Source organism: Thiohalophilus sp. (assembly GCF_031581315.1).
Classification (GTDB): Bacteria; Pseudomonadota; Gammaproteobacteria; order UBA6429; family Thiohalophilaceae; genus Thiohalophilus.
In genome coordinates, this window is the sequence record NZ_JAVLAZ010000039.1 from 4,121 (window position 1) to 24,577 (window position 20,457).

A 20,457-nucleotide genomic window follows, 5' to 3' on the forward strand; every position below is an offset into this window, starting at 1 on the left:
GGCAGTTTGGCGAGGCGCTTGCCCAGCACGGCCTGAAAGTGGGAATCCCAGTTATAGTCGAGGCTGTCCAGCAGGTTCTTGATGTACAGGCCGGTTTCCGTCTCACCCTCGATCTCCAGTTGCCGGTTGAAAAACAGGGTATCGGGATCTTCCTGGCGGGCGGCCAGTTGCCAGAAATGTTCCAGCTCGCCGCGGATACAGACATCCCAGTTCGTCCCGCTGTTATAACCAGTGCGATACAGACGTCCGTTATCGATCGTGAAATTGAACAGGCTGTGTGTGTCGGTAATCCCGATGGCCAGCCGTTTGCCATGTAACGGAGAAAGCTGCTCACCGATCGACTGCCCCTTGAGTAGATGATTAAACAGGCGCACCAGCATTGCTGTATGCACCGCATCAGGCGCCAGCCTGAACGCCAGCGACAGGGGCTGCAGCGGCACTTTCATGGATCACCCTCCAGGACAGAGAAAAGAACAGCCTAGCCTGCCGGGAAGGAAATGGGGTTGATCCTGATCAAAAAAGTGTACGTCAATACACGCGAATAAACGCATATTGTCTGATGCATCAACAACCCTTTCGAAACAATTTGCACTGGAACACGGCGATTCAATTTTGAGTCACAATCACTCTTCATTAATTATTCGCGTTGATTTGCGTTAATTCGCGGACTGTATTGGCTCCATCAACGTAACACGCCCCTGGGCGAGGTATAACTATCCAGCACGGTAATATAATTGACCCGCTCATAGGCGCCGGGATCGGGCGCGTTATGATAGCTCATGCTGCCCTTGATCTGGCTGACCGAGTCATACTCATATTCTTCCAGCCACTGATGCATTTCGCCCAGAATCACGGACAGGTACTCCGGTCCTTGCTGTAACAGCACGCTGCATAAATGGACCACATCGGTACCCACCAGCAACGCCTTGATTCCGTCACGTGCGTTATGAAAACCGCCGGTCACCGCCAGTGACAGGTTTACCCGCCCATGCAACAGGGCCGCCCAGCGTATCCGCATTAACGACTCATATGGCATGGACAACTGCAATGCCGGCTCGACCACCAGTCGCTCCGGATCGATATCCGGCAGATAAAAGCGGTTGAACAGCGCCACCCCGGCTGCCCCACTCTGCTCCAGACGGCTGATGAAATGTACGGGCGAGCTGAACTGGGGGGAAAGTTTCAGGGTAATCGGAATCGTGACGTGTTGTTGCAACGACTCCAGCAGGTCAATATAACGTTGCTCCACGTCACTGCCGCTTTCCTCGCCATTACCGGCAATATAATAGACATTCAACTCCAGTGCATCGGCGCCGGCCTGTTGCAGCTGCTTCCCGTATTCCAGCCAGCCACCGGCGGTGGTGCCATTGAGACTGGCAATAACAGGGATATCCAGGTCATGTTTTAATTGTTGCAGGTATTCCAGGTACTCGTCCTGACAGGTCTTGAAATCATCCGGTACAGGATGAAAGCTTTCCATCTCACCAAAGCCGATCGACTGATGATGAATAAAACGATCCAGCTGTTGCTCTTCCTGTTCAATTTTTTCCTCAAATAACGACGGCAGAACGATCGCCGATGCACCGGCTTCGCGCAGGCGCATGACCGAATCGCGATCGCCGGTCAGGGGCGAGGCGGAAGGTACCAGCGGATTGGCGAGCTTCAGTCCAAGATACTCGGTCGTCATATCCACCATTTATGTCTCCTCCGTCGATTTGTTGTTATCTTGTTTCAGCTTCGCCTTGACGGCCGAAACCCGGGTCGTATCGTCCCACTCCAGCTCCGACAACTGCTTGTAATAATGGTAGCGATGTTTTACTTCTTGCTGTGCCTCGGCCAAAAACCGTTCGGCCTCCTCGGGATGGGTATGCCATAACATGCTGAAACGCGTTTCGGTCTCGACAAACTCCCGGTAGGGGATCGACGGTTCGCCGGAATCGAGATGCAGCGGATTCTTTCCCTCGGTAGTGCGCGCCGGGTCAAACCGGAACAGAGGCCAGTGACCACTGTCGACCGCCAGGTTCTGCTGACGGTGATTGTTGGAAAGATCCACACCGTGGGCGATACAGGGTGAATAGGCAATGATCAGCGACGGGCCCGCGTGGGCCTCGGCTTCGAGAAAAGCACGCAGGGTCTGTACATCCTTGGCGCCATAAGCCACATGCGCGACATAGACATTTTCATAATCCATCGCCAGCAATGCCAGATCCTTCTTGCCGGTCGGTTTGCCGCCGGCGGAGAACTTGGCGACGGCACCGCGTGGCGTCGCCTTGGAGGTCTGCCCGCCAGTATTGGAATAGACCTCGGTATCCAGCACCAGAATATTCACGTTGGCGCCAGTGGCCAGCACGTGATCCAGCCCGCCATAACCTATGTCGTAGGCCCAGCCATCGCCACCGATGATCCAGACACTCTTGCGTACCAGATTTTCGGCCAACTCCAGCAAGGTTTGCGCCCGTTCATCCTTCAGTTTCTCCAGTTGCTGGCGTAACTGTTCGACCCGCTGACGCTGATCATGAATCCCGGCCTCGTTTGATTCATCGGCGTTCAATATTGCCTCGACCAGATCGTCATCCAGCTGATCGCGCAATGCCTGGATCAATTCGCGCGCCTGCTCGCGCTGCTTGTCGACGGCAATGCGCATGCCCAGGCCGAATTCGGCATTGTCCTCGAACAGCGAGTTATTCCAGGCCGGGCCGCGTCCTTCCCGGTTGGTCGACCAGGGGGTCGTCGGCAGGTTGCCCCCGTAGATCGAGGAACAGCCGGTGGCATTGGCCACCAGCATACGATCCCCGAACAGCTGACTCGCCAGCTTGAGATAGGGCGTTTCGCCACAGCCGACGCAGGCACTGGAAAATTCGAACAACGGTTCCATCACCATGGAGCCCTTGAGTGTCGTTACTTTCAATTCGCGCCGGTCATATTCGGGCAGGTCCAGGAAGAAATCGAAGTTCTCCCGTTCCTGCTCGCGCAATGGCGGCTGCGGCGCCATGTTCAGCGCCTTGCGACTGGCATTGGACTTGTCGTGAATCGGACAGATATCCACGCACAGGCCACAGCCGGTACAATCCTCCGGCGCCACCTGATAGCTGATCAGCATGCCCTCGGGAAAATCCTTGCCCAGCATCGGATGGGCTTTGAAACCCTGCGGCGCCTCTTCCATCGCTGCTTCGCTGAATATCTTGCTGCGGATCGCCGCATGCGGACAGACCAGCGGACATTTGCCGCACTGGGTACACAGCTCCGGCTCCCAGACCGGGATTTCGAGCGCCAGATTACGCTTTTCATACCGCGCGGTCCCCAGCGGGTAGCTGCCATTGGCCGGCAACCGGCTGACCGGCACCTCGTCACCATGGCCGGCGATGATCTCGCCGGTGACCTGTTGCACGAAGGCGGGCGCCTCGGCCGGCACCGGCGGCTTGATTTCGAAGTCACTGTCAATCTGTTTCGGAATGGCCACTTCCTGCAGATGATCGAGGGCCGCATCGATTGCCTTGAAATTGATATCGACAATCCGCCGGCCTTTTTTGCCGTAGGTTTTCTCCACCGCGCTCTTGATCGCCCCGATCGCCTGTTCTTTGGGCAAAATACCGGAGATGGCGAAAAAGCAGGTTTGCATAATGGTATTGATGCGTTTTCCCATCCCCGCCTGCTCGGCAACGGTATACGCGTCAACGGTATAAAAATGGATCTGTTTGTCGATGATCTGCTGCTGCATTTTGCGCGGCAGACTTTCCCAGACCCGATCGGCGGGCTCTGGCGAGTTGAGCAGAAATACGGCTTTTTGCTTTGCCTTGTCGAGCATGTTGTAGCGTTCAAGAAACACCGGCTGATGGCAGGCAACAAAATCGGCATCGTTGTCGCCGATCAGATAGGTCGAGCGGATCGGCCGGGGGCCAAAACGCAGATGCGACACAGTAACCGCCCCGGCCTTCTTCGAGTCATAAACAAAGTAGCCCTGGGCATACAGGTCGGTGGATTCACCGATAATCTTGATGCTGTTCTTGTTGGCGCTGACCGTCCCATCGCTGCCCAGCCCGTAGAACATCGCCTGAAAAGTATCCGTATGGGCATCAGTTCGAAAGGCCGGATCCCACTCCAGGCTGGTCTGGGTGACATCGTCGTGAATACCGATGGTAAAGTCATTTTTCGGTTTATTCCCGCGCAGTTCATCCAATACGGCCTTGATCATCCCCGGCGTGAACTCCTTGGAAGATAACCCGTAGCGCCCCCCGATCACTATCGGCATTCCGTCGAACCGGCACTCGCCGCCACAAAAATGCCGGGCTATGGCCGTGACCACATCCTTGTAAAGGGGCTCGCCGTCCGCCCCCGGCTCCTTGGTGCGATCCAGCACCGCAATTTTTTTGACACTCGCCGGCAGACTGTCAATCAGGGCGCACGCGTCGAAGGGTCGATAGAGTCGGACCTTGAGCAGCCCCACTTTCTCTCCCTGACGATTGAGATACTCCACGGTCTCCTGGGCCGCTTCGGCGCCGGAGCCCATCAGTATCATCACCCGCTCGGCCTCCTCGCTACCGACATAGTCGAATAGCCGGTACTGGCGGCCGGTCAATTCACCAAAGCGATCCATCGCCTGCTGCACTATCGCGGGGAGTTTTTCATAAAAGGGATTGACAGTTTCACGCGCCTGAAAATAGACATCCGGGTTCTGGGAACTGCCACGCAGTACGGGATGCTCGGGCGAAAGCGCGTTGCGCCGATGGCGTTCGATCCAGGCGGGGCGGATCATCGCTGCAAGCACCTCATCATCGATGCTTTGCAGTTTGACGACCTCGTGGGAGGTACGAAAACCGTCGAAGAAATGCACCATCGGCACTTGGCCCTCCAGGCTTGCCGCCTGGGCGATCAGGGCAAAGTCCATCACTTCCTGGGGTGAGTTAGCGCACAGGAAGCCGAAACCGGTCATGCGCGCGCTCATCACATCACTGTGATCGCCGAAAATCGACAGGGCCTGACAGGCCAGCGAGCGCGAGGCCACATGAAAGACCGTCGGGGTCAGCTCCCCGGCGATCTTGTACATGTTGGGGATCATCAACAACAGCCCTTGCGAGGCGGTGAACGTCGTCGTCAGGGCACCGGTTTGCAGGGCACCGTGAATGGCGCCGGCGGCGCCGCCTTCACTTTGCATCTCGACGATATACGGTACTGTCTTCCACAGGTTGGTCTGACCGCGCGACGACCACTCGTCGGCCCATTCTCCCATCGGCGAGGCCGGTGTAATAGGATAAATCGCGATGACTTCGTTAAGCTTGTGCGCGACAGTTGCGGCGGCCTGGTTGCCGTCGATAGTCAAAGTACGGGGTTCGGACATGATACAGGGGATCCCTTCAAGGCAGATTCACACCATAAAAGATAGATCGCCTGTGAGCCAGCGTCTATTTCTTTAGGCGATTACCCGGATATCAGTGCCCGATAAGGAAATGACCCGGACCAGGGTTGGTATATTCAACCTGCCTGCAGTTTATCCGCATCATGATAGGCCAGAAACGCCGCAGCGCCCTCCGCACCCAGATATTTTTTCAGCAGCCGGGGGTCGGCCTGGCGCAGATCGACCCGAATCAGGCCGTCGACACAATGCTGGAATTCAGGATCGACATTGAAACCCAGTAGCCGGCCGCCCAGCTTCAGATATTGTCGAATCAGCACCGGCACACCCTTGTCATCTTCTTCGAGCTCGGCGATCAATGTGGACAGTTCATCCAGGCTGATGTCTTTGTGCAACATCGTATTCCAGCCGTCTTTCCAGGGCGTTCGATAGGGATAACGCGGTTTGACGTGCCGACCCAGTGCCCCATCATACAGGTTCTGTTTGAGGAACCGGATCAAGAGGCGTTGTGACATACCGCTGTAATCATTGCTGATACTGACCGGTCCGAACAGATTGGCATATTGTGGATTTTGCGCCACATAATGACCTATGCCTTTCCATAACAACATCAATGGCGAAAAATTGCGCTGGTATTCCGGTCGCACGAAGGAGCGCCCCAGTTCGATGGCCGGATTGATCTGTTGCAGGAAATTGCGACTGTAGCGAAACAGTGAATGACTATACAGGCCACGACGGCCGTAACGGCGCAAAATTTCATCGGCCAGACCCAGTCGATACCCCCCGACCACCTGCTTCTGACGGGCGTTCCAGACAAACAGGTGGAGATAGAAATGGTCATACAGGTCGATATCGGTGCTCTTGCCGGTACCCTCACCCACGGCCCTGAAACTGATTTCGCGCTGGCGGCCAATTTCCTGTAACAACAGCGGGATTTGCCCGGCCCTGGCATACCAGACCTGTAGCTCACCCGAGGTGTCCAGCCGCTGCTCTGCCGGCAATGCCGCCAGTTCTTCCTCCAGCTGCACGGCATTTATCGGTGGCAGAATCGACGCGAGGGCTTCCTCGCCGGAAACTGAACGTTCGCTGTTGATTCCACCTTCGCTCTGCGAGAGCAAACACGTTCGCATCCGTAAATACTCGGCCAGATCCGGTATACGCTCGAATCCGACCAGTCTTTTTTTATCGAACGGCTTGCCGATTCGTAAACTTACCGTACTGTGAGATTTGTTCAGCAATTCGCGGGGCAGCAACACCGTTTTGAATATGGGGGGCATTAACCCGGCCAGACAAAACAGGGCGCTGTTATGACCGGCAAACTGGATCGGAACGACACTGGCATCGCACAGGCGGGCGAGTCGCGCCACGGACGGATCCCATGGGCCTTCGCTGATCGACAAATTTCCCCAGCGACGGGACGCCACATCGCCGGCCGGGAACATGACCAGCAACCCTCCCTGCTTCAACCACCGGCTTGCCTCGCGCATCGCCGTGATATTCTGCCGGGTTGCCGCCTTGTGCCCGTAGGGATTGACGCCAAGAAACACCGGCGCCAGTTCCGGAATCCGGTTTAGCAGGCCATTGGCCATAATCTTTATATCCGGACGCCGCTGGCTTAACAGATCGACCAGTAACATCCCTTCCAGGGCGCCAAACGGATGATTGGCGACCACGATAGTCGGGCCGGTTTGCGGGATATTCTCAAGCCGACCCGATTCGACCACATAATCAATATCCAGTGTATCAAACGCTTGCTGAACAAATGCTTGCGCGTCGGCTGTGGGCTCCAGATCCGCATAGCGCCGCGCAAGTTCGCGCAGACCAAACAATGACTCAATCGCATTTTGCAGCAATCGAACCGGTCGATGATGCGACGTCTTGCAGAAAAGTTCGTCCAGTGCAAAAGGATTACGGGACTTGCTGGTAACAGTTGAAACTGCCATGGCCTGATCCTGATCCGTTCAAACGGGATCAAGCCTGGCATTCGATTATGTAATTCGGGTGAACGGCGGGTGACAGATTTATGAAAGTAGAATCATTTGTGATAAACGGGGTCAGGCCCCGGCACTTTCAATCCGGTTTCGGCCCTTTTCCTTGGCACTGTAAAGTGCGGTATCGGCTCGTTCGAACAGTCGCTCGGCATCCTCTTCCCCGGCCAGAGCAAAACCGCAGGATGCCGTAACAGGAACACGGGTCCCGCGAAAGTGAAACTCCAGTGCCTCGATGGCCTGACGCAACTTCTCCCCCACGACCGTTGCGGCAGCAATATCCGATTCTACCAGAATGATGGCAAATTCCTCCCCACCGTAACGGGCCAGAAAATCGGTTTCGCGCAGCTGTTGCTGCATCAGCCCGGCAATCACCTTGAGCACCTTGTCGCCGGCGGCATGGCCATAGGTATCATTGATTCCCTTGAAATAGTCGATATCCCATAACATCAACACAAAATCGGTGTTATAGCGCCGATGTCGGGCAATTTCTTCCTCCAGTCGCTTGTCATAGGCCATGCGATTGGGAACCCCGGTTAACGCGTCTGTTTCGGCCTTGTCCTGCGCTTTTTTGACCTGCTGGCGCAGTTTTTCCGACTCGGCTTCCGTCACCCGTAACTGGTTTTCCAGTCGCTGGATAATTTCACGTGACTCACCACCGCGACCTTCTTCCTGCTCGAGAAAACGATCCACATGGTTACGGATAATCACAACTCGCGATTGGATCGCGGTTTTTAATGAATCGAGGTCCAGTGCGTCATCCATGGTCTGCTCTATGGAACTGACCTGCGAATTGACCATCTGGTTCATTTCACGTGATTCAGTCAACGCCGCATCCCGCAGGCGCGCGGTATGCTGTATATCCTTGTCCAGTTCCTGCAACCGATCGGTCAGTTGCAGCAGGAAATTTTCCAGATCCTCTTTTTCTTCCCGAACCCGGAACTGTAGATCGGCGATCAACCTGACCGTATCATCCAGCCCCCGGGTCAATGTCGCCACGTCTTCGCAGGGTTCGAGTTTTTTACGGACCAGTTCCGACTCCACCGCCAGATCGTCGGAAAAATCGATCCGCTCCAGCAATTGAATCAGAATTTCCCCGGCCAGGGCACAGGCTATGCCCTCATCATCGCTCACCGTTTCTGACTTTGAGACAGCCGGTTCCGGTTGGATCGGATCTGGTTCAATCGACAGAGGCTGATTCATTTCCGGCGCGCTAGTGGTCTCTGTATTCGCCTTGTTGCCACGGCGAAACAATGAACTCAGAAGTCCGGTTCTGTCTTCCGTTTTTTCTGCGGAATCCTGTGACTGTGGCGCGGCGGGCGGCAGACCTTTTTCAATGGTCAGGGTTAACAACTCGGCGAGGATTTTGACCGCATCGGGCAGCTCGCTGACACCGGTCATGCGTGTCAGTTTCTTTCTGACATATTTTTCCTGGCGGGCCAGATCGTCCGGAATCGGCAGTTCATCCAGAAGCAGTTGCAGGGCGTGGGCCGGATTTGATGACTCGTCCTTACCATCGGTGCGTTCCGGCAGGCGGCCTATTGCCATATTGATATCGTTAAACAGGGATTGCAGACGCGACAAATCATTGCTGTCACGGATCTGGCCACGCAGCTTCTCCAGTTGCTTGCCCAGCTGGGTATCATCAGTTTCGGCAATCAGGGTCAGGCGGGAGACCAGCAGCCTTAACTGTTTTTCCAGTTGAGCCCACTCACGTTGCTGTTCGTCCAGATCATCCAGACTGTCGTAATATTTTTTCTTCCAGTGATCGGCCTCGCGGCTGCTTTTACCAGTCTCGTTCGCCATACTCAGCCATCTAGATTGTTCAGATAGTCATTCAGAGTTTGTGATTTGCTACGCTTGTAGCGGTGAAACTGCATGCCCTGTGGCAACCTGACTTCCATCATCAACGGCAGATGGTCGGAACCAAAATTCTCAAGTTCGCAAAACTTGTCGATGGTCAATTCGGATGTTGCCAGGATGTGGTCTATATTATGTTGCGGGCGCCAGCTGGGAAAGGTATGTACCCCTTCGATCGGCTCATGCAGACGGGTGCGTGCGATCAGATGCTGCATCTCATGACTATCATGTCGACAGTTCATGTCACCCATTACGATCGCATGGGGGAAACTGTTCACCACATCGGCAAGATAATCCATTTGCAGCAATCTTGCCCGACGACTCAGGGCCAGATGTACGACAATGACCGCCAGCGTGTCACCGCCGGCGTCATAACGGGCCAGTATGGCCTGACGGCCGGGGATCAGACCCGGCAGACGCAAGTCCTGCATTTCTGAAGGATGGAAATGGCTCAGCAAACCGTTACTGTGCTGTGCAATACGGCCAAATTTACGATTTACCTGGTGATACCAGTAGGGAAAACCGCCCCGCTCGGCCAGGTATTCGGTCAGGTTAATGAAATTACTGCGCAGACTACCGGCATCGACTTCCTGAACGCCCACGATGTCATATTCCTTCATCATCTCCGCCGCCAGGTCCAGATTACCCAGGCGCCGGGCACAGGGCAGGACATGCCGCCAGCTACCGGTGAGGTACTGATACGGTCGACTGGTCTTGATCCCGACCTGGACGTTGTAGCTGACTATCTTCAGCGTTTGCGCCCTGACTTCGGTACCGGTGTCTTGTGATATCATCGGCTGATCAGATCGGGCAAATCATTTCACCCAGCTTCTGGGTCAGCTTCAGGTTCTCGCTGTAATCCACCGGGCAATCGATAATACTCACGGTGTCATCGGCCAGCGCTGTTTTCAGTGTGGGCAGCAAATCCTCGCCTTTTTCAATTCGATAGCCTTTCGCACCGAATGATTCGGCGTATTTGACAAAATCCGGATTGTTGAAATCCACGTGTGACTTGCGGCCGAAACTGTTCATCTGTTTCCACTCGATCAATCCGTAGCCATTATCATTCCAGACCAGGATCACGATTGGCGTTTTCATACGCATGGCCGTTTCGATCTCCTGGGAGTTCATCAAAAACCCGGCATCGCCTGTCACTGCCACCACGTTACGGTCCGGATAAGCCAGTTTGGCGGCAATGGCCCCGGGCAAGGCAATCCCCATGCTGGCAAATCCGTTGGAGATCAAACAGGTGTTGGGATATTCGCAGCGAAACATTCGCGCCATCCACATTTTGTGCGCGCCGACATCGCACAGAGCAATGTCTTCCAGGTTCATCGCAGTACGCAGATCCCAGATGATCTTTTGCGGCTTGAGCGGCAGGGCCGTATCATCCTTGTGCTGATTCATATCCTCGATCAGCGCCTGACGCAGGTTTTTCATGGCCGTGCCGGTATGCGGACTGGCCAGATTCATAATGCGCAGCAGGGAGTGCTTGATATCGCCGACAACACCGACTTCTACCGGGTAATAGGCATCGACTTCCGCGGGCGAATTATCGATATGAATAATGGTACGGTCCTTGGTCGGATGCCATAAATAGGGATGGTACTCGACCAGGTCATAACCAACGCAAATGATCACGTCGGCCCGGCTGAAGCCGCAACTGACATAATCATTGGCCTGTAATCCGGCGCTGCCCAGAGCCATCGAATGCTTGAAGGGCACCACGCCCTTGGCCATGAAGGTATTGGCCACCGGGATACGCAATTGCTCGGCGAATTCGGCCAGCTGTTTCCAGGCGCGGCTGCGAATCACTCCGTTGCCGGCGAGTATGATCGGGTTCTTGGCCCGCGAAATAATGTCAGCCGCCCGGTCCACTTTCTCACCCGGCGGCTCCGGTGGATAAGGGTATTTGACCGGCAGGGGGTGTTCATCGATTTCCATCTCGGCGATATTTTCCGGAAATTCGATGAAACAGGCGCCGCTCTTTTCCGTCTGCGCCACCTTGAAGGCCTTGCGTACGACCTCGGGAATAATGTCCGGGCTCAGCAAACGTGAAGAGTATTTGGTAATCGCACGGAAGATCTCTTCCAGATCGAGGACCTGGTGCGACTCCTTGTGCAGACGATGGGTACTGGCCTGGCCGGCTATCGCCACCAGCGGGGCGTGATCCATATTCGCATCCGCCACCCCGGTGAACAGGTTGGTCGCCCCCGGGCCCAGCGTACCCAGGCACACCCCCGCCTTGCCGGTCAGTCGCCCGTAGACATCGGCCATAAAAGCCGCACCCTGTTCATGCCGCGTGGTGACAAACTCGATATCGGAATCCAGCAGGGCATCCATGACATCCAGGTTCTCTTCCCCGGGGATGCCAAAGACATATTCCACTTCTTCGTTTTCGAGACATCGCACGAAAAGTTCGGCGGCTTTCATTCATTCATCTCCTGCTGGTCGACGCGGTTGATTAGACTACTCGGGGTCCGTTTCTAGCAGCTGCTGCACGATGCCCAGCATGGCATCGTGTCCGCCTGACATGGGACCATCGGTAATATATTGCCCATCGATGATCAGTGTCGGAACACCGTCGGCGCCATAACGCCGGGTTAATTCAATGGCGCGACGCAGCTTGCCGTCGACGGCAAAGGAATTGATCGTGTTGCGGAACGTCTCCGCGTCGACCCCGAACTGTGCAAAAAAGGCCTCGGCCTGACCGCTGGTATGGATATGTTTGCCATCGGCATGGATACGTTCGAACAGGGGACCGTGAATTTTATCCTGTATATCCAGCAATTCCGCGGTATAGAACAGCTTGGCGTGCAATGCCCACTTCGGATTGGGGCGACCGGTCTGCGGATGAACGAAAACTGCCGGCACGCGTTCGAAGCCAACATGATCCGGTTTGTTCTCGACCCAGTTTTCCAGTTTTGGCTCAAAGCGATAACAATGGGGACAGCCGTACCAGAACAGCTCGACCACTTCGCGGGGCTTGTCGGTCAGCCTCTCTACCGCCGGGGTGATACGCCGGTACTCAATGCCCTCGGCGTACTCCGCCTGGACCGGGGCCGGGAACAGCATTGCCAACGCCAGCAGCGGGGCCAGTATACGCAAAATCGTCTTCATCAATGACTCCTGATATTCGGTTATTCTCAGACTATTCAAACTCACTGCTCGAAGCAAGCCACGCCCCGATTCCCCCCTCGCCCCGGCATCCGGTAAACTGCGCCCTGCACATTGAGGAGATTGCCATGCCAACCAAAAAACCTGCCAAACAAATCGATATTGCCGACTTCCTGAACCAGCAACACCTGTGCGAATCACTCACACTGAACGAGGTCCAGACCCTGATGGAGTTCACCGAGCCGGCCTTCTTCAAAAAGAATGACGTGATCGCCGATATCGGGGAAGTCGGCGAGGCGCTGTTCTTTATTATAAAGGGTGAAGTCGCCCTGTTTTTCGAAGATCACGGCAAGGACGTGGAAATCGGTCGCCTGAAGGAAGGTGAGGTGATGGGGGAAATGTCATTTTTCGACCGCCAGGCCCGCTCCGCCCGCATTCGCGCCAGCGTCGGCGACACCCGTCTGCTCAAACTGACCCGGATCATGTACAACCGGCTGCGGGTCGAGCACCCCTTCATCGCCGTCAACCTCGTCGAGCACGCCATCATCAGCCTCGACCACCTGTTCCGCAGACTGAGTATGGATATTGCCAGCTTCAACCAGTACATGTACGGCAACGGACCCATCCGCTAAAAACCCTTTCACCACGAAGACACCAAGACACGAAGGAAAACATAAAAAGTAATCTTCGTGTCTTGGTGTCTTCGTGGTTAATCTTTTTAGAGCTCGCCGTAGGAGTGCAGGCCGGAGAGGAACATGTTCACACCCAGGAAGGCGAAGGTGGTGACGAACAGGCCGATGATCGCCCACCAGGCCAGCGGCGCGCCGCGCCAGCCCTTGGTCAGACGCATGTGTAGCCAGGCGGCGTAGTTCAGCCAGACGATCAGGGCCCAGGTCTCTTTCGGGTCCCAGGACCAGTAGCCGCCCCAGGCCTCGGCCGCCCACATGGCACCGAGTATCGTGGCGACGGTGAAGAACGCAAAGCCCAGCGCGATGGTCTTGTGCATGATGTCATCGAGCATGTCCAGACTCGGCATACGAGCGACAAAACTGCTTTGCGGATTGCGTTTTTGCGCCCGCTCCACCAGCAGATAGGCCACACCCAGCATGGCCGCCAGGGCAAAGGCGCCGTAGCCGACGAAGTTGGCCGGCACATGGATCTTCATCCAGTAACTTTGCAGGGCCGGCACAAGCGGCTCGATCTCGTGCGCGCCCTTTTCAAAGTGATACCAGAGCAAAAAGGCGATCGAGGCCGAGATGATCGTCAGGGCAAAGGCGCCCATCCCCTTGGCACGGGTGCGCGCCTCGTAAAACAGGTAGATCAGCGCGGTAATGATCGCAAACAGGATAAAGACTTCGTACAGATTGCTGACCGGAATATGGCCGACGTCGTGACTGATGAGATAGGATTCACGCCAGCGCACCATCAGACCGACAAAGCCCATGGTAGTGGCCACCCAGACCATGGAAGTCGCTACCTTGCCGATAAACTCGTTCGGTTTGGCCAGATAGACAAAATAGGTCACCGTGGCCATCACGAACAACGCGCTCATCCACATGGTCGCCGACTGGCTGGAAACCAGAAACTTGAGAAAGAAGTTCTGCTCTGACTGACCGAGATCGTTGCCGTACAGGCTCACCGCGAACAGACTGATCGCGGCGATGGCAATCATCAGGTTGCGAGTCGCCTTCCAGTACCAGCCCAGCGCGATCAATGCGATAGCCGAGCCGAACAGAATGCCGACCTCGTAGTTGTCCATCAGCGCGGAATATTTGTTCCAGGCATAGCCGGCACCGAACAACAGGGCAGCCGCCCAGATCCAGTCGAACAGGCTCAGCTGTTTAAAGAAGGACTCCTTGCCAAAGTCCTTGTTAAATTGTTCCTTGGTTACCGCCATAATCTGTCACCTGTCTGTCGTTATTGACGTGATGCGTAATGTCGATCCAGTTCATCGGCGAGACTGTCAAACCCCTTGCTGAAATCGGTCTGATTGCGGTTACCCATCCCCGCCAGCATAACACGGCTACCCTGGCCTTCCGGGCGGATCATCACCCACAGGCGCTGATGCGTAATATAAAACATCAAAAACACACCGATCATCAACATTACACAGCCCAGATAAACCACATTTTTCCCCGGGGAACGCGTGATCTGCAGACCCGACGCCTGACGCAGATCGAAATCGGTCATCTGCAGATAAAACGGCGAGCTGTATGGCCCCATGGATGCCAGGGCATTGACCGCATCCTCGAACCAGCGTCCCTGTTCCGGGCTGATACCCTGTTCAAGGGCAACCCCCTCCGCCTGTAACAGCTCCCAGTACAGATTTTCCAGCACGGTATTCAGGATTTTCAGGTAGGTCTCCGCCACCTTCATCTGCTGCTGTTCCGGTACCGTTTGCTGAATACGTTGATCGATCGCCTGATAACCGCCCCGGTTGAATTCACTGGTCAGTCGAACCATGGAAGTCACAATGTTCTGCAACATTTGCTTATCCTGCATGTTCGCCTCGGACATCGCCTGACGGGCACTTTGTTCGGCAATCCGGCGCACGCGAGCTTCATCATTTAACCAGGCATGCAAACGCATGAAGCGATCCACGGACATCTTGTCATCGGCGGGGATATGCAGATAACGAAACGGCTCGGCCTGGCTTTCGCGCATGCCGCTTAAAAAGAAGTAACGTCCTTCCTGGCGTACCGGTACCATGTAATTGACGAATTCACGCGCCTCGCCGTTGGGCTGGCGGACCCGAAAGGTAAAACTGGGACCGTAGTTGGTAAACTTCTTGCTGCTCTGTCCCATGGTACCACCGCGCACCATCTCGCTCTGCTCAACCTTATCGGGCGCGACCGCCAGCTCCTCATCGGCGGGGAACACATTGAATTCCTTGAAGTTCTCAAACTCGATGGTCATAACGCCATTTGGTGTTTCAATCTGGCGTCGGGCCGCCACCTTGCCATCCAGCTCGATCGGTTGCGGATTGCTGTCAAACAACGGCCAGGCCTTGAGCTGCATCTTTGTGCCGCCATCGGAGAAGCTGGCCTGATAAATAGCATAGCCCCGATAGATCAGCGGATGATTCACCGCGATGGTCTCTTCCATCGGCTCTTCGAGCTGATCGTCATGAATCACCAGATCGCTTTCAAAGGACTTGGGCTGACCGGAGGCATAATGTTCGACGCGAAACTCCTTGAGCTCAACGGCAAACGGCAGTTCCTGAACCAGATAGCCATCACGGATATTCAGAAACACCATATTACTGACACTGTCTTCCGGCAACGTGATACTGCCGCGAAACGACCAGTTTTCACCCGGGCCCAGTCGACTGATGGGCGGCACTTCCTTGGCGGCAATGTCCCGCTTTTCGATCTTGATACCACCCAGCCATTCCTTGATTGACAGGCCGAGGTTACCGTCCATCAGGCCACCGATACAGATCACCACGATCCCGACATGGGTGAACAGATAGCCCAGACGATTCATCTGTCCCTTCATCAGGGCCAGAATGGTGACACCCTCGTGCTCCTTGCGCCGGGCACGGTAACCCTTGTTATTAAAATATTGAGTGAAGGTCTGCTCGACCTGCTGCGGGGAATCGTTCAGGGTCCATTCGCGGAAATTGCGCATGACCCGCAGGGACTTTTCTTTCATGTTCAGGCGAAAATGGCGCATATCGCGCAACATTCCCGGCCCGTTGCGATAAACACAGACACTGGTGCTTAACAGCAAAAATCCGAGCAACAACAGAAACCAGACGGCCCCATAGACGTCGTACAAATCCAGGACCTTGAAGATCTCGTGCCAGTAGGGCCCGAACTTGATGATGTAATCCTGGTAGGGCTGGTTCTGCTGCAAAACCGTGCCAATCACCGACGCCACGGCGATCACCACCAGCATGGTGATCGCCAGGTTCATGGAGCCGAGGAATTCCAGCCATAAGCCGGCCGGTTTTTGCTGTCGGGATTTATTCACGCTTGCTCGCCAATCTCATCGCCCATCCGGTGCGCTACGCTATCACACCTCGCGGTAAATTTAACCTTGCCACCCGGGGCGCGGTCTATGTTCGGGTGTTGTGCCAGGCAGGAGTTATCTGCGTCTTTATCGGTAAAGTATTGTGGTTATTTTGTCCGGCCACTTCGCGTGTCGAAACCGGTGCGCCTTATCACTCTTTAAGTCTTCTTCGGGCGACATAAGTTCCTTCGCCCCGGGTAAAAAGTCGACTTTCAGGCGCAAAAAAGGGCGGAAATCCGCCCTTTTTGTCTTGCCTGGTTTGTCGGAACAATCAGTAACCGGCCATCAGTGCAGACCGGAAATATAAGACGCAACCGCCTTGATTTCCGGATCGCTCATCTTGCCGGCGATATCCTGCATCATGCCATTCATATCATTGGTCCGTTTGCCGTCGCGAAAATCCTTGAGTGCCTTGACCAGATAATCGGTATGCTGGCCGCTCAACAGCGGGAAATTCGCTGCCGGATTTCCGGCACCGGTCGGACCATGGCAGGCGATACAGGCCGTCAGGCCCTTTTCGGGATTACCACCGCGGTAAAGTTTCTCACCAAACGCCGCCAGTTTTTCGTCGGCCTGACCCATGCCGGGAGACTGTTTGGCGTAATAGGCGCCAATGTCCGCCATGTCCTGTTCGCTCAAACCGGCAACCTGGCCGGCCATCAGCGGATCGGAACGGGTCTCACCCTGTTTGAAGTCCGCCAGCTGCTTGGCAATATAGCCGGCATGCTGGCCAGCCAGCTTGGGGAAATTGGCAACAGCACTGTTGCCCTTTTCGCCGTGGCAGGCGACACAGGCTGCAACCTTGGCTTCACCGGCCTTGGCATCGCCGGCCGCCTGGGCCGCGGAAGCAAACCCCGGCAGAAACAGGGAAACCGCGAGAAAAGTGACTAACGTTGAATACTTCATTTGTGATTAAACCAACCTTACGATTATTGACAAACTGTTCGAGCGCTTACTGTACTTCAGAGACCATGAAATCGACCGCGGCCTTGACGTCCGCATCGCTCAGATCCGCACGCCCACCCTTGGCCGGCATGGCATTGAAACCATTGATAGCATGGTTATACAGGGTCTCTTTACCCTTGGACAGGCGATCCGCCCAGGCGCTCTTTTCCAGCTTCGGTGCGCCGGCGGCGCCGGTGCCATGACAGGCGAAGCAGGCCTGCTGATAGGTGTTTTGACCTTCGGCCGCCTGGGTAACGGAAGCCAGACCCAGCAGGGCCAGAGATACGACAGTACCGGTGATTGCTTTTTTCATTAGTCTACTCCTAACTCCAATCGATGTTGATGGTATAAAACTTTCGACCATGACGCCGTCCCCGGGTTCGTCATGTTAGAATCTGTGCACACAAAGCGGCAATCTGTATATCAGCTGCCCAACACCTGGTCAAGGCGACCTATTATACCCTACAGCCACCGGGAAACCCACTACCGAGCCGCCGTGAACACCCAATTTGATCAGTTACGCCGTCCCTACGCCGCCATCCAGTTCCTGCTCAGCGTGCCCCGGCCGCAGCAGGCTCCGGCGGATACGGGTGTCGAGGTCGCCTTCGCGGGGCGCTCGAACGCCGGTAAATCCAGCGCACTCAATGCCCTGACCGGGCGCAAAGCCCTGGCCCGTACCAGCAAGACCCCCGGCCGCACCCAGCACCTGGTCTTTTTTGCCCTGGACGACCAGCGCCGGCTGGTGGACCTGCCCGGCTACGGTTTTGCCAAAGTGCCCGAGGCCATCCAGCGCGAGTGGGGCGAGGCCATGGCCACTTACCTGCAGCAACGCCAGTCCCTGGCCGGGCTGATCCTGCTGATGGACATTCGCCACCCGCTGACCGACTACGACTGGCAAATGCTCGAATTCTGCCGCCACGCCGAGCTGCCGGTCCATATTCTGTTGACCAAGGCCGACAAGCTCAAGCGCGGTCCGGGACAGAACACCCTGCTGAATGTGCGCAAACAACTGGCCGATTACCCGCAGGCCAGCGTGCAACTGTTCTCCGCCACCAAAAAACAGGGGCTCGAGGAGGCATTAAACGTGGTAAACCGCTGGCTCGACCTTGAGCCGGATCAAGGGAAACCAAAAAAAACCCCGGAATAGGGGTTGGGATGTGGGGAATTGCGTCATTCCGGGGTCAAGCTCGCCCGGCATTGGGGACCGGGCGTTGAATCCCGCTCTGGGTAAAGCGGGGTCAGACATTCACAGAATAGTTCGCCCGGGGCCCCCGCAACAGGCGGCGATTGTGAACGTTTGTTAAATTTACATCACGGTCCCCGATTCAGTTTCATTTCAGAAAAATCCGCTAGACTCTCCTGATAAAGAATCGATCCGCCCGGGCTTGCCGTAACACACGGGTGATACCCCGGCGGTTCGACAAAACAACTTGCCATTGCAACGGGGAGAACGACCATGCTCAAACGCTTTCATCTGCACACCCTGTTCAGCAGTTTGCTGCTGCTGATTCTATTACTGCCCGAAGCGAACGCCATGCCGGCCTTCGCCCGCGACTACAAAATGTCCTGCGCCACCTGTCATGCCGCCTTTCCCAAACTGAACGAGTTCGGGGAAAGTTTTGCCGCCTCCAACTTCCGCCTGCCCAACTGGAAAGACAACACCGTGGCCACCGGCGACGACATGCTGGCGCTGGCCAAGACCCCGCCGGTGGCGTTTCGCGCCCAGGCCTTCGCCCAGGCGCGCGATGCCGAAGCAATTGATGTCAGCAGCGGCGAAACCACCGAAGTAGACAGCGACTTCCAGTCACCCTATCTGATCAAGGTTCTCTCCAGCGCGCCACTGTCGGAGCACATTACCTATTACTTTTACGCCATTTTTGCCGAGAAGGGTGGCAATGGCGAAACCATCGTCGAGGACGCCTGGTTCTCGCATGATGCCCTGTTCGGCTCGGATGTGGGCATGATGCTGGGCCAGTTCCAGGTCTCGGATCTGATGTTCCCGCGCGAAACCCGCCTGACCTTCCAGGATTACATGGCCTATCGCATGGCCGGCATCACTTACGATCGCGGGGTCATTTTCGATACCACCGCCGGCCCGGTCGATCTGGCCGTCGGCCTGGTCAACGGCAACGGTATCAAGGAGAACCTCACCATCAACAGTCCCGGGTATCAGCGCTCCGATCACCTGTTCGATAACAATACCTCCAAATCGATCTTCGGTCGGATTGGCGGGGATATCGGCCCGGTCAGCGCCGGCCTGTTCGGCTACAGTGGTCAACAAAGCAACGCGATCACCGATACAAACAATCCCGCAGGTACCGGCAGCGGCAATCGCCAGACCGACAAGAACATCGTTGGCCTCGATTTCAACGGCAAGCTCGGCAACAAGACCTACTGGTTCGCGCAGGCCCTGTGGAACGAATGGGACGGCTTCATCAATGCCGGGCAAAACTACGAATGGTTCGGTGGCTTTGTCGGTATCGACTACATCCACAGCCCGCGCTGGGCCCATTCGTTGCTGTACAACTACGCCGATGCCGGGGATCTGGAAAACACCGATACCATTTATGAAGGCATCGCCATGGAGACGCTGACCTATACCGCCTCCTATTACTTCATGCGCAACGTCAAGGGCGTGATGGAATTCAATGCCGATCTGCAAAGCGATGTTGCCAAAACCGGTACCTACTGGACCGGCCACCTGACCAACGAAAACTATTTCCTGGTCGGCTTTGACGCCGCGTTCTGAACACGTTTGCCGGGTCGAAATGCTGGTACGCAGGCATTCTACCCGGCTGGAAACCTCTCGCCGAGACGTTTATGCCCGTTGTGTGGGTGCAGAGTGCGCGAAGAATAAACACGTTCAGTTGCTCTGCGCCGTTGCGTCTCGGCGAGATATCCGCTTTTACCTTCCTGCCACACACCAGCCCAAACCGGTATAACCACCGAAACACCGAACACACCGACCTGCCCTGAAAAAGCAGGGGGAGTGAATCACGGGTGGATTGGAAATGTTCAGCCGATTGCTGCTCCTTAAAGAAAGGTGCGCAAAGACGTAGGTCAGGTTGCGCGCAGCGCTGACATTCTCCGCATCAACAGGGGTGTCACGCAGGCTAACGCCAGCGTGGCCTACCCGTTAGCCAGCGTATAAAGCGGGCATGAATCTGGGACGTTGTTTAATTT

The 20,457-nt window shown here is 55.8% G+C and carries 15 protein-coding genes; 3 read left to right on the forward strand and 12 right to left on the reverse strand.

Going from position 1 to position 20,457, the window contains the following annotated elements:
* From RI563_RS07410 to RI563_RS07445, 8 genes are all read right to left on the reverse strand, one after another.
* The coding region (locus RI563_RS07410; protein ID WP_310693731.1) for an SCP2 domain-containing protein at positions 1-446 on the reverse strand (446 nt) is incomplete at its 3' end.
* A gap of 236 nt (positions 447-682) precedes the next feature.
* Positions 683-1,696 (reverse strand): dihydroorotate dehydrogenase-like protein, encoded by a 1,014-nt coding sequence (locus RI563_RS07415; RefSeq protein WP_310693732.1) that lies wholly within the window; start codon positions 1,694-1,696, stop codon positions 683-685.
* On the reverse strand, positions 1,697-5,335 hold the full coding sequence (nifJ, locus tag RI563_RS07420; RefSeq protein WP_310693733.1) for a pyruvate:ferredoxin (flavodoxin) oxidoreductase: 3,639 nt from the start codon (positions 5,333-5,335) through the stop codon (positions 1,697-1,699).
* 134 nt (positions 5,336-5,469) lie between these two features.
* Positions 5,470-7,293: a lysophospholipid acyltransferase family protein gene (locus RI563_RS07425; protein WP_310693734.1), complete on the reverse strand. Its 1,824-nt coding sequence runs from the start codon at positions 7,291-7,293 to the stop codon at positions 5,470-5,472.
* A 111-nt stretch (positions 7,294-7,404) separates the two neighbouring features.
* On the reverse strand, positions 7,405-9,144 hold the full coding sequence (locus RI563_RS07430) for a diguanylate cyclase (RefSeq protein ID WP_310693735.1): 1,740 nt from the start codon (positions 9,142-9,144) through the stop codon (positions 7,405-7,407).
* A 2-nt stretch (positions 9,145-9,146) separates the two neighbouring features.
* Complete coding sequence (locus RI563_RS07435) at positions 9,147-9,992, reverse strand: endonuclease/exonuclease/phosphatase family protein (RefSeq protein ID WP_310693736.1); 846 nt, start codon at positions 9,990-9,992, stop codon at positions 9,147-9,149.
* A gap of 7 nt (positions 9,993-9,999) precedes the next feature.
* Complete coding sequence (locus RI563_RS07440) at positions 10,000-11,631, reverse strand: acetolactate synthase large subunit (protein ID WP_310693737.1); 1,632 nt, start codon at positions 11,629-11,631, stop codon at positions 10,000-10,002.
* Positions 11,632-11,667: 36 nt separating this feature from the next.
* A complete protein-coding gene (locus RI563_RS07445; protein WP_310693738.1) occupies positions 11,668-12,318 on the reverse strand; it encodes a thiol:disulfide interchange protein DsbA/DsbL in 651 nt (216 codons plus the stop codon).
* 125 nt (positions 12,319-12,443) lie between these two features.
* On the opposite strand from RI563_RS07445, the gene RI563_RS07450 reads away from it, so the two are divergent.
* Complete coding sequence (locus tag RI563_RS07450; RefSeq protein WP_310693739.1) at positions 12,444-12,947, forward strand: cyclic nucleotide-binding domain-containing protein; 504 nt, start codon at positions 12,444-12,446, stop codon at positions 12,945-12,947.
* Between the two features lie 86 nt (positions 12,948-13,033).
* On the opposite strand, the gene ccsB is transcribed toward RI563_RS07450, so the two are convergent.
* The 4 genes from ccsB to RI563_RS07470 all read right to left on the reverse strand — a co-directional run bounded on the left by ccsB (position 13,034) and on the right by RI563_RS07470 (position 17,587).
* Positions 13,034-14,212, reverse strand: a complete 1,179-nt coding sequence (ccsB, locus tag RI563_RS07455; protein ID WP_310693740.1) for a c-type cytochrome biogenesis protein CcsB — start codon at positions 14,210-14,212, stop codon at positions 13,034-13,036.
* A gap of 20 nt (positions 14,213-14,232) precedes the next feature.
* Positions 14,233-16,290: a cytochrome c biogenesis protein ResB gene (locus RI563_RS07460; protein WP_310693741.1), complete on the reverse strand. Its 2,058-nt coding sequence runs from the start codon at positions 16,288-16,290 to the stop codon at positions 14,233-14,235.
* A 324-nt stretch (positions 16,291-16,614) separates the two neighbouring features.
* A complete protein-coding gene (locus RI563_RS07465) occupies positions 16,615-17,235 on the reverse strand; it encodes a c-type cytochrome (RefSeq protein WP_310693742.1) in 621 nt (206 codons plus the stop codon).
* A gap of 46 nt (positions 17,236-17,281) precedes the next feature.
* Positions 17,282-17,587: a c-type cytochrome gene (locus RI563_RS07470; RefSeq protein ID WP_310693743.1), complete on the reverse strand. Its 306-nt coding sequence runs from the start codon at positions 17,585-17,587 to the stop codon at positions 17,282-17,284.
* 183 nt (positions 17,588-17,770) lie between these two features.
* Between RI563_RS07470 and yihA the strand changes: the two genes are divergently transcribed.
* Together yihA and RI563_RS07480 are read left to right on the forward strand one after the other, a co-directional pair.
* Positions 17,771-18,421 (forward strand): ribosome biogenesis GTP-binding protein YihA/YsxC, encoded by a 651-nt coding sequence (gene yihA, locus RI563_RS07475; protein WP_310693744.1) that lies wholly within the window; start codon positions 17,771-17,773, stop codon positions 18,419-18,421.
* A 309-nt stretch (positions 18,422-18,730) separates the two neighbouring features.
* The gene (locus RI563_RS07480; RefSeq protein WP_310693745.1) at positions 18,731-20,023 is read left to right on the forward strand and encodes a hypothetical protein; all 1,293 of its coding nucleotides are present in this window, start codon (positions 18,731-18,733) and stop codon (positions 20,021-20,023) included.
* Positions 20,024-20,457 lie beyond the last annotated feature (434 nt).

What these genes read in the sequence shown, in the direction of transcription:
- RI563_RS07415 (WP_310693732.1), bottom strand. Translation starts at nt 1,696, where the DNA reads ATGGTGGATATGACGACCGAGTATCTTGGACTGAAGCTCGCCAATCCG.
- nifJ (WP_310693733.1), bottom strand. Translation starts at nt 5,335, where the DNA reads ATGTCCGAACCCCGTACTTTGACTATCGACGGCAACCAGGCCGCCGCA.
- RI563_RS07425 (WP_310693734.1), bottom strand. Translation starts at nt 7,293, where the DNA reads ATGGCAGTTTCAACTGTTACCAGCAAGTCCCGTAATCCTTTTGCACTG.
- RI563_RS07430 (WP_310693735.1), bottom strand. Translation starts at nt 9,144, where the DNA reads ATGGCGAACGAGACTGGTAAAAGCAGCCGCGAGGCCGATCACTGGAAG.
- RI563_RS07435 (WP_310693736.1), bottom strand. Translation starts at nt 9,992, where the DNA reads ATGATATCACAAGACACCGGTACCGAAGTCAGGGCGCAAACGCTGAAG.
- RI563_RS07440 (WP_310693737.1), bottom strand. Translation starts at nt 11,631, where the DNA reads ATGAAAGCCGCCGAACTTTTCGTGCGATGTCTCGAAAACGAAGAAGTG.
- RI563_RS07445 (WP_310693738.1), bottom strand. Translation starts at nt 12,318, where the DNA reads ATGAAGACGATTTTGCGTATACTGGCCCCGCTGCTGGCGTTGGCAATG.
- RI563_RS07450 (WP_310693739.1), top strand. Translation starts at nt 12,444, where the DNA reads ATGCCAACCAAAAAACCTGCCAAACAAATCGATATTGCCGACTTCCTG.
- ccsB (WP_310693740.1), bottom strand. Translation starts at nt 14,212, where the DNA reads ATGGCGGTAACCAAGGAACAATTTAACAAGGACTTTGGCAAGGAGTCC.
- RI563_RS07465 (WP_310693742.1), bottom strand. Translation starts at nt 17,235, where the DNA reads ATGAAGTATTCAACGTTAGTCACTTTTCTCGCGGTTTCCCTGTTTCTG.
- RI563_RS07470 (WP_310693743.1), bottom strand. Translation starts at nt 17,587, where the DNA reads ATGAAAAAAGCAATCACCGGTACTGTCGTATCTCTGGCCCTGCTGGGT.
- RI563_RS07480 (WP_310693745.1), top strand. Translation starts at nt 18,731, where the DNA reads ATGCTCAAACGCTTTCATCTGCACACCCTGTTCAGCAGTTTGCTGCTG.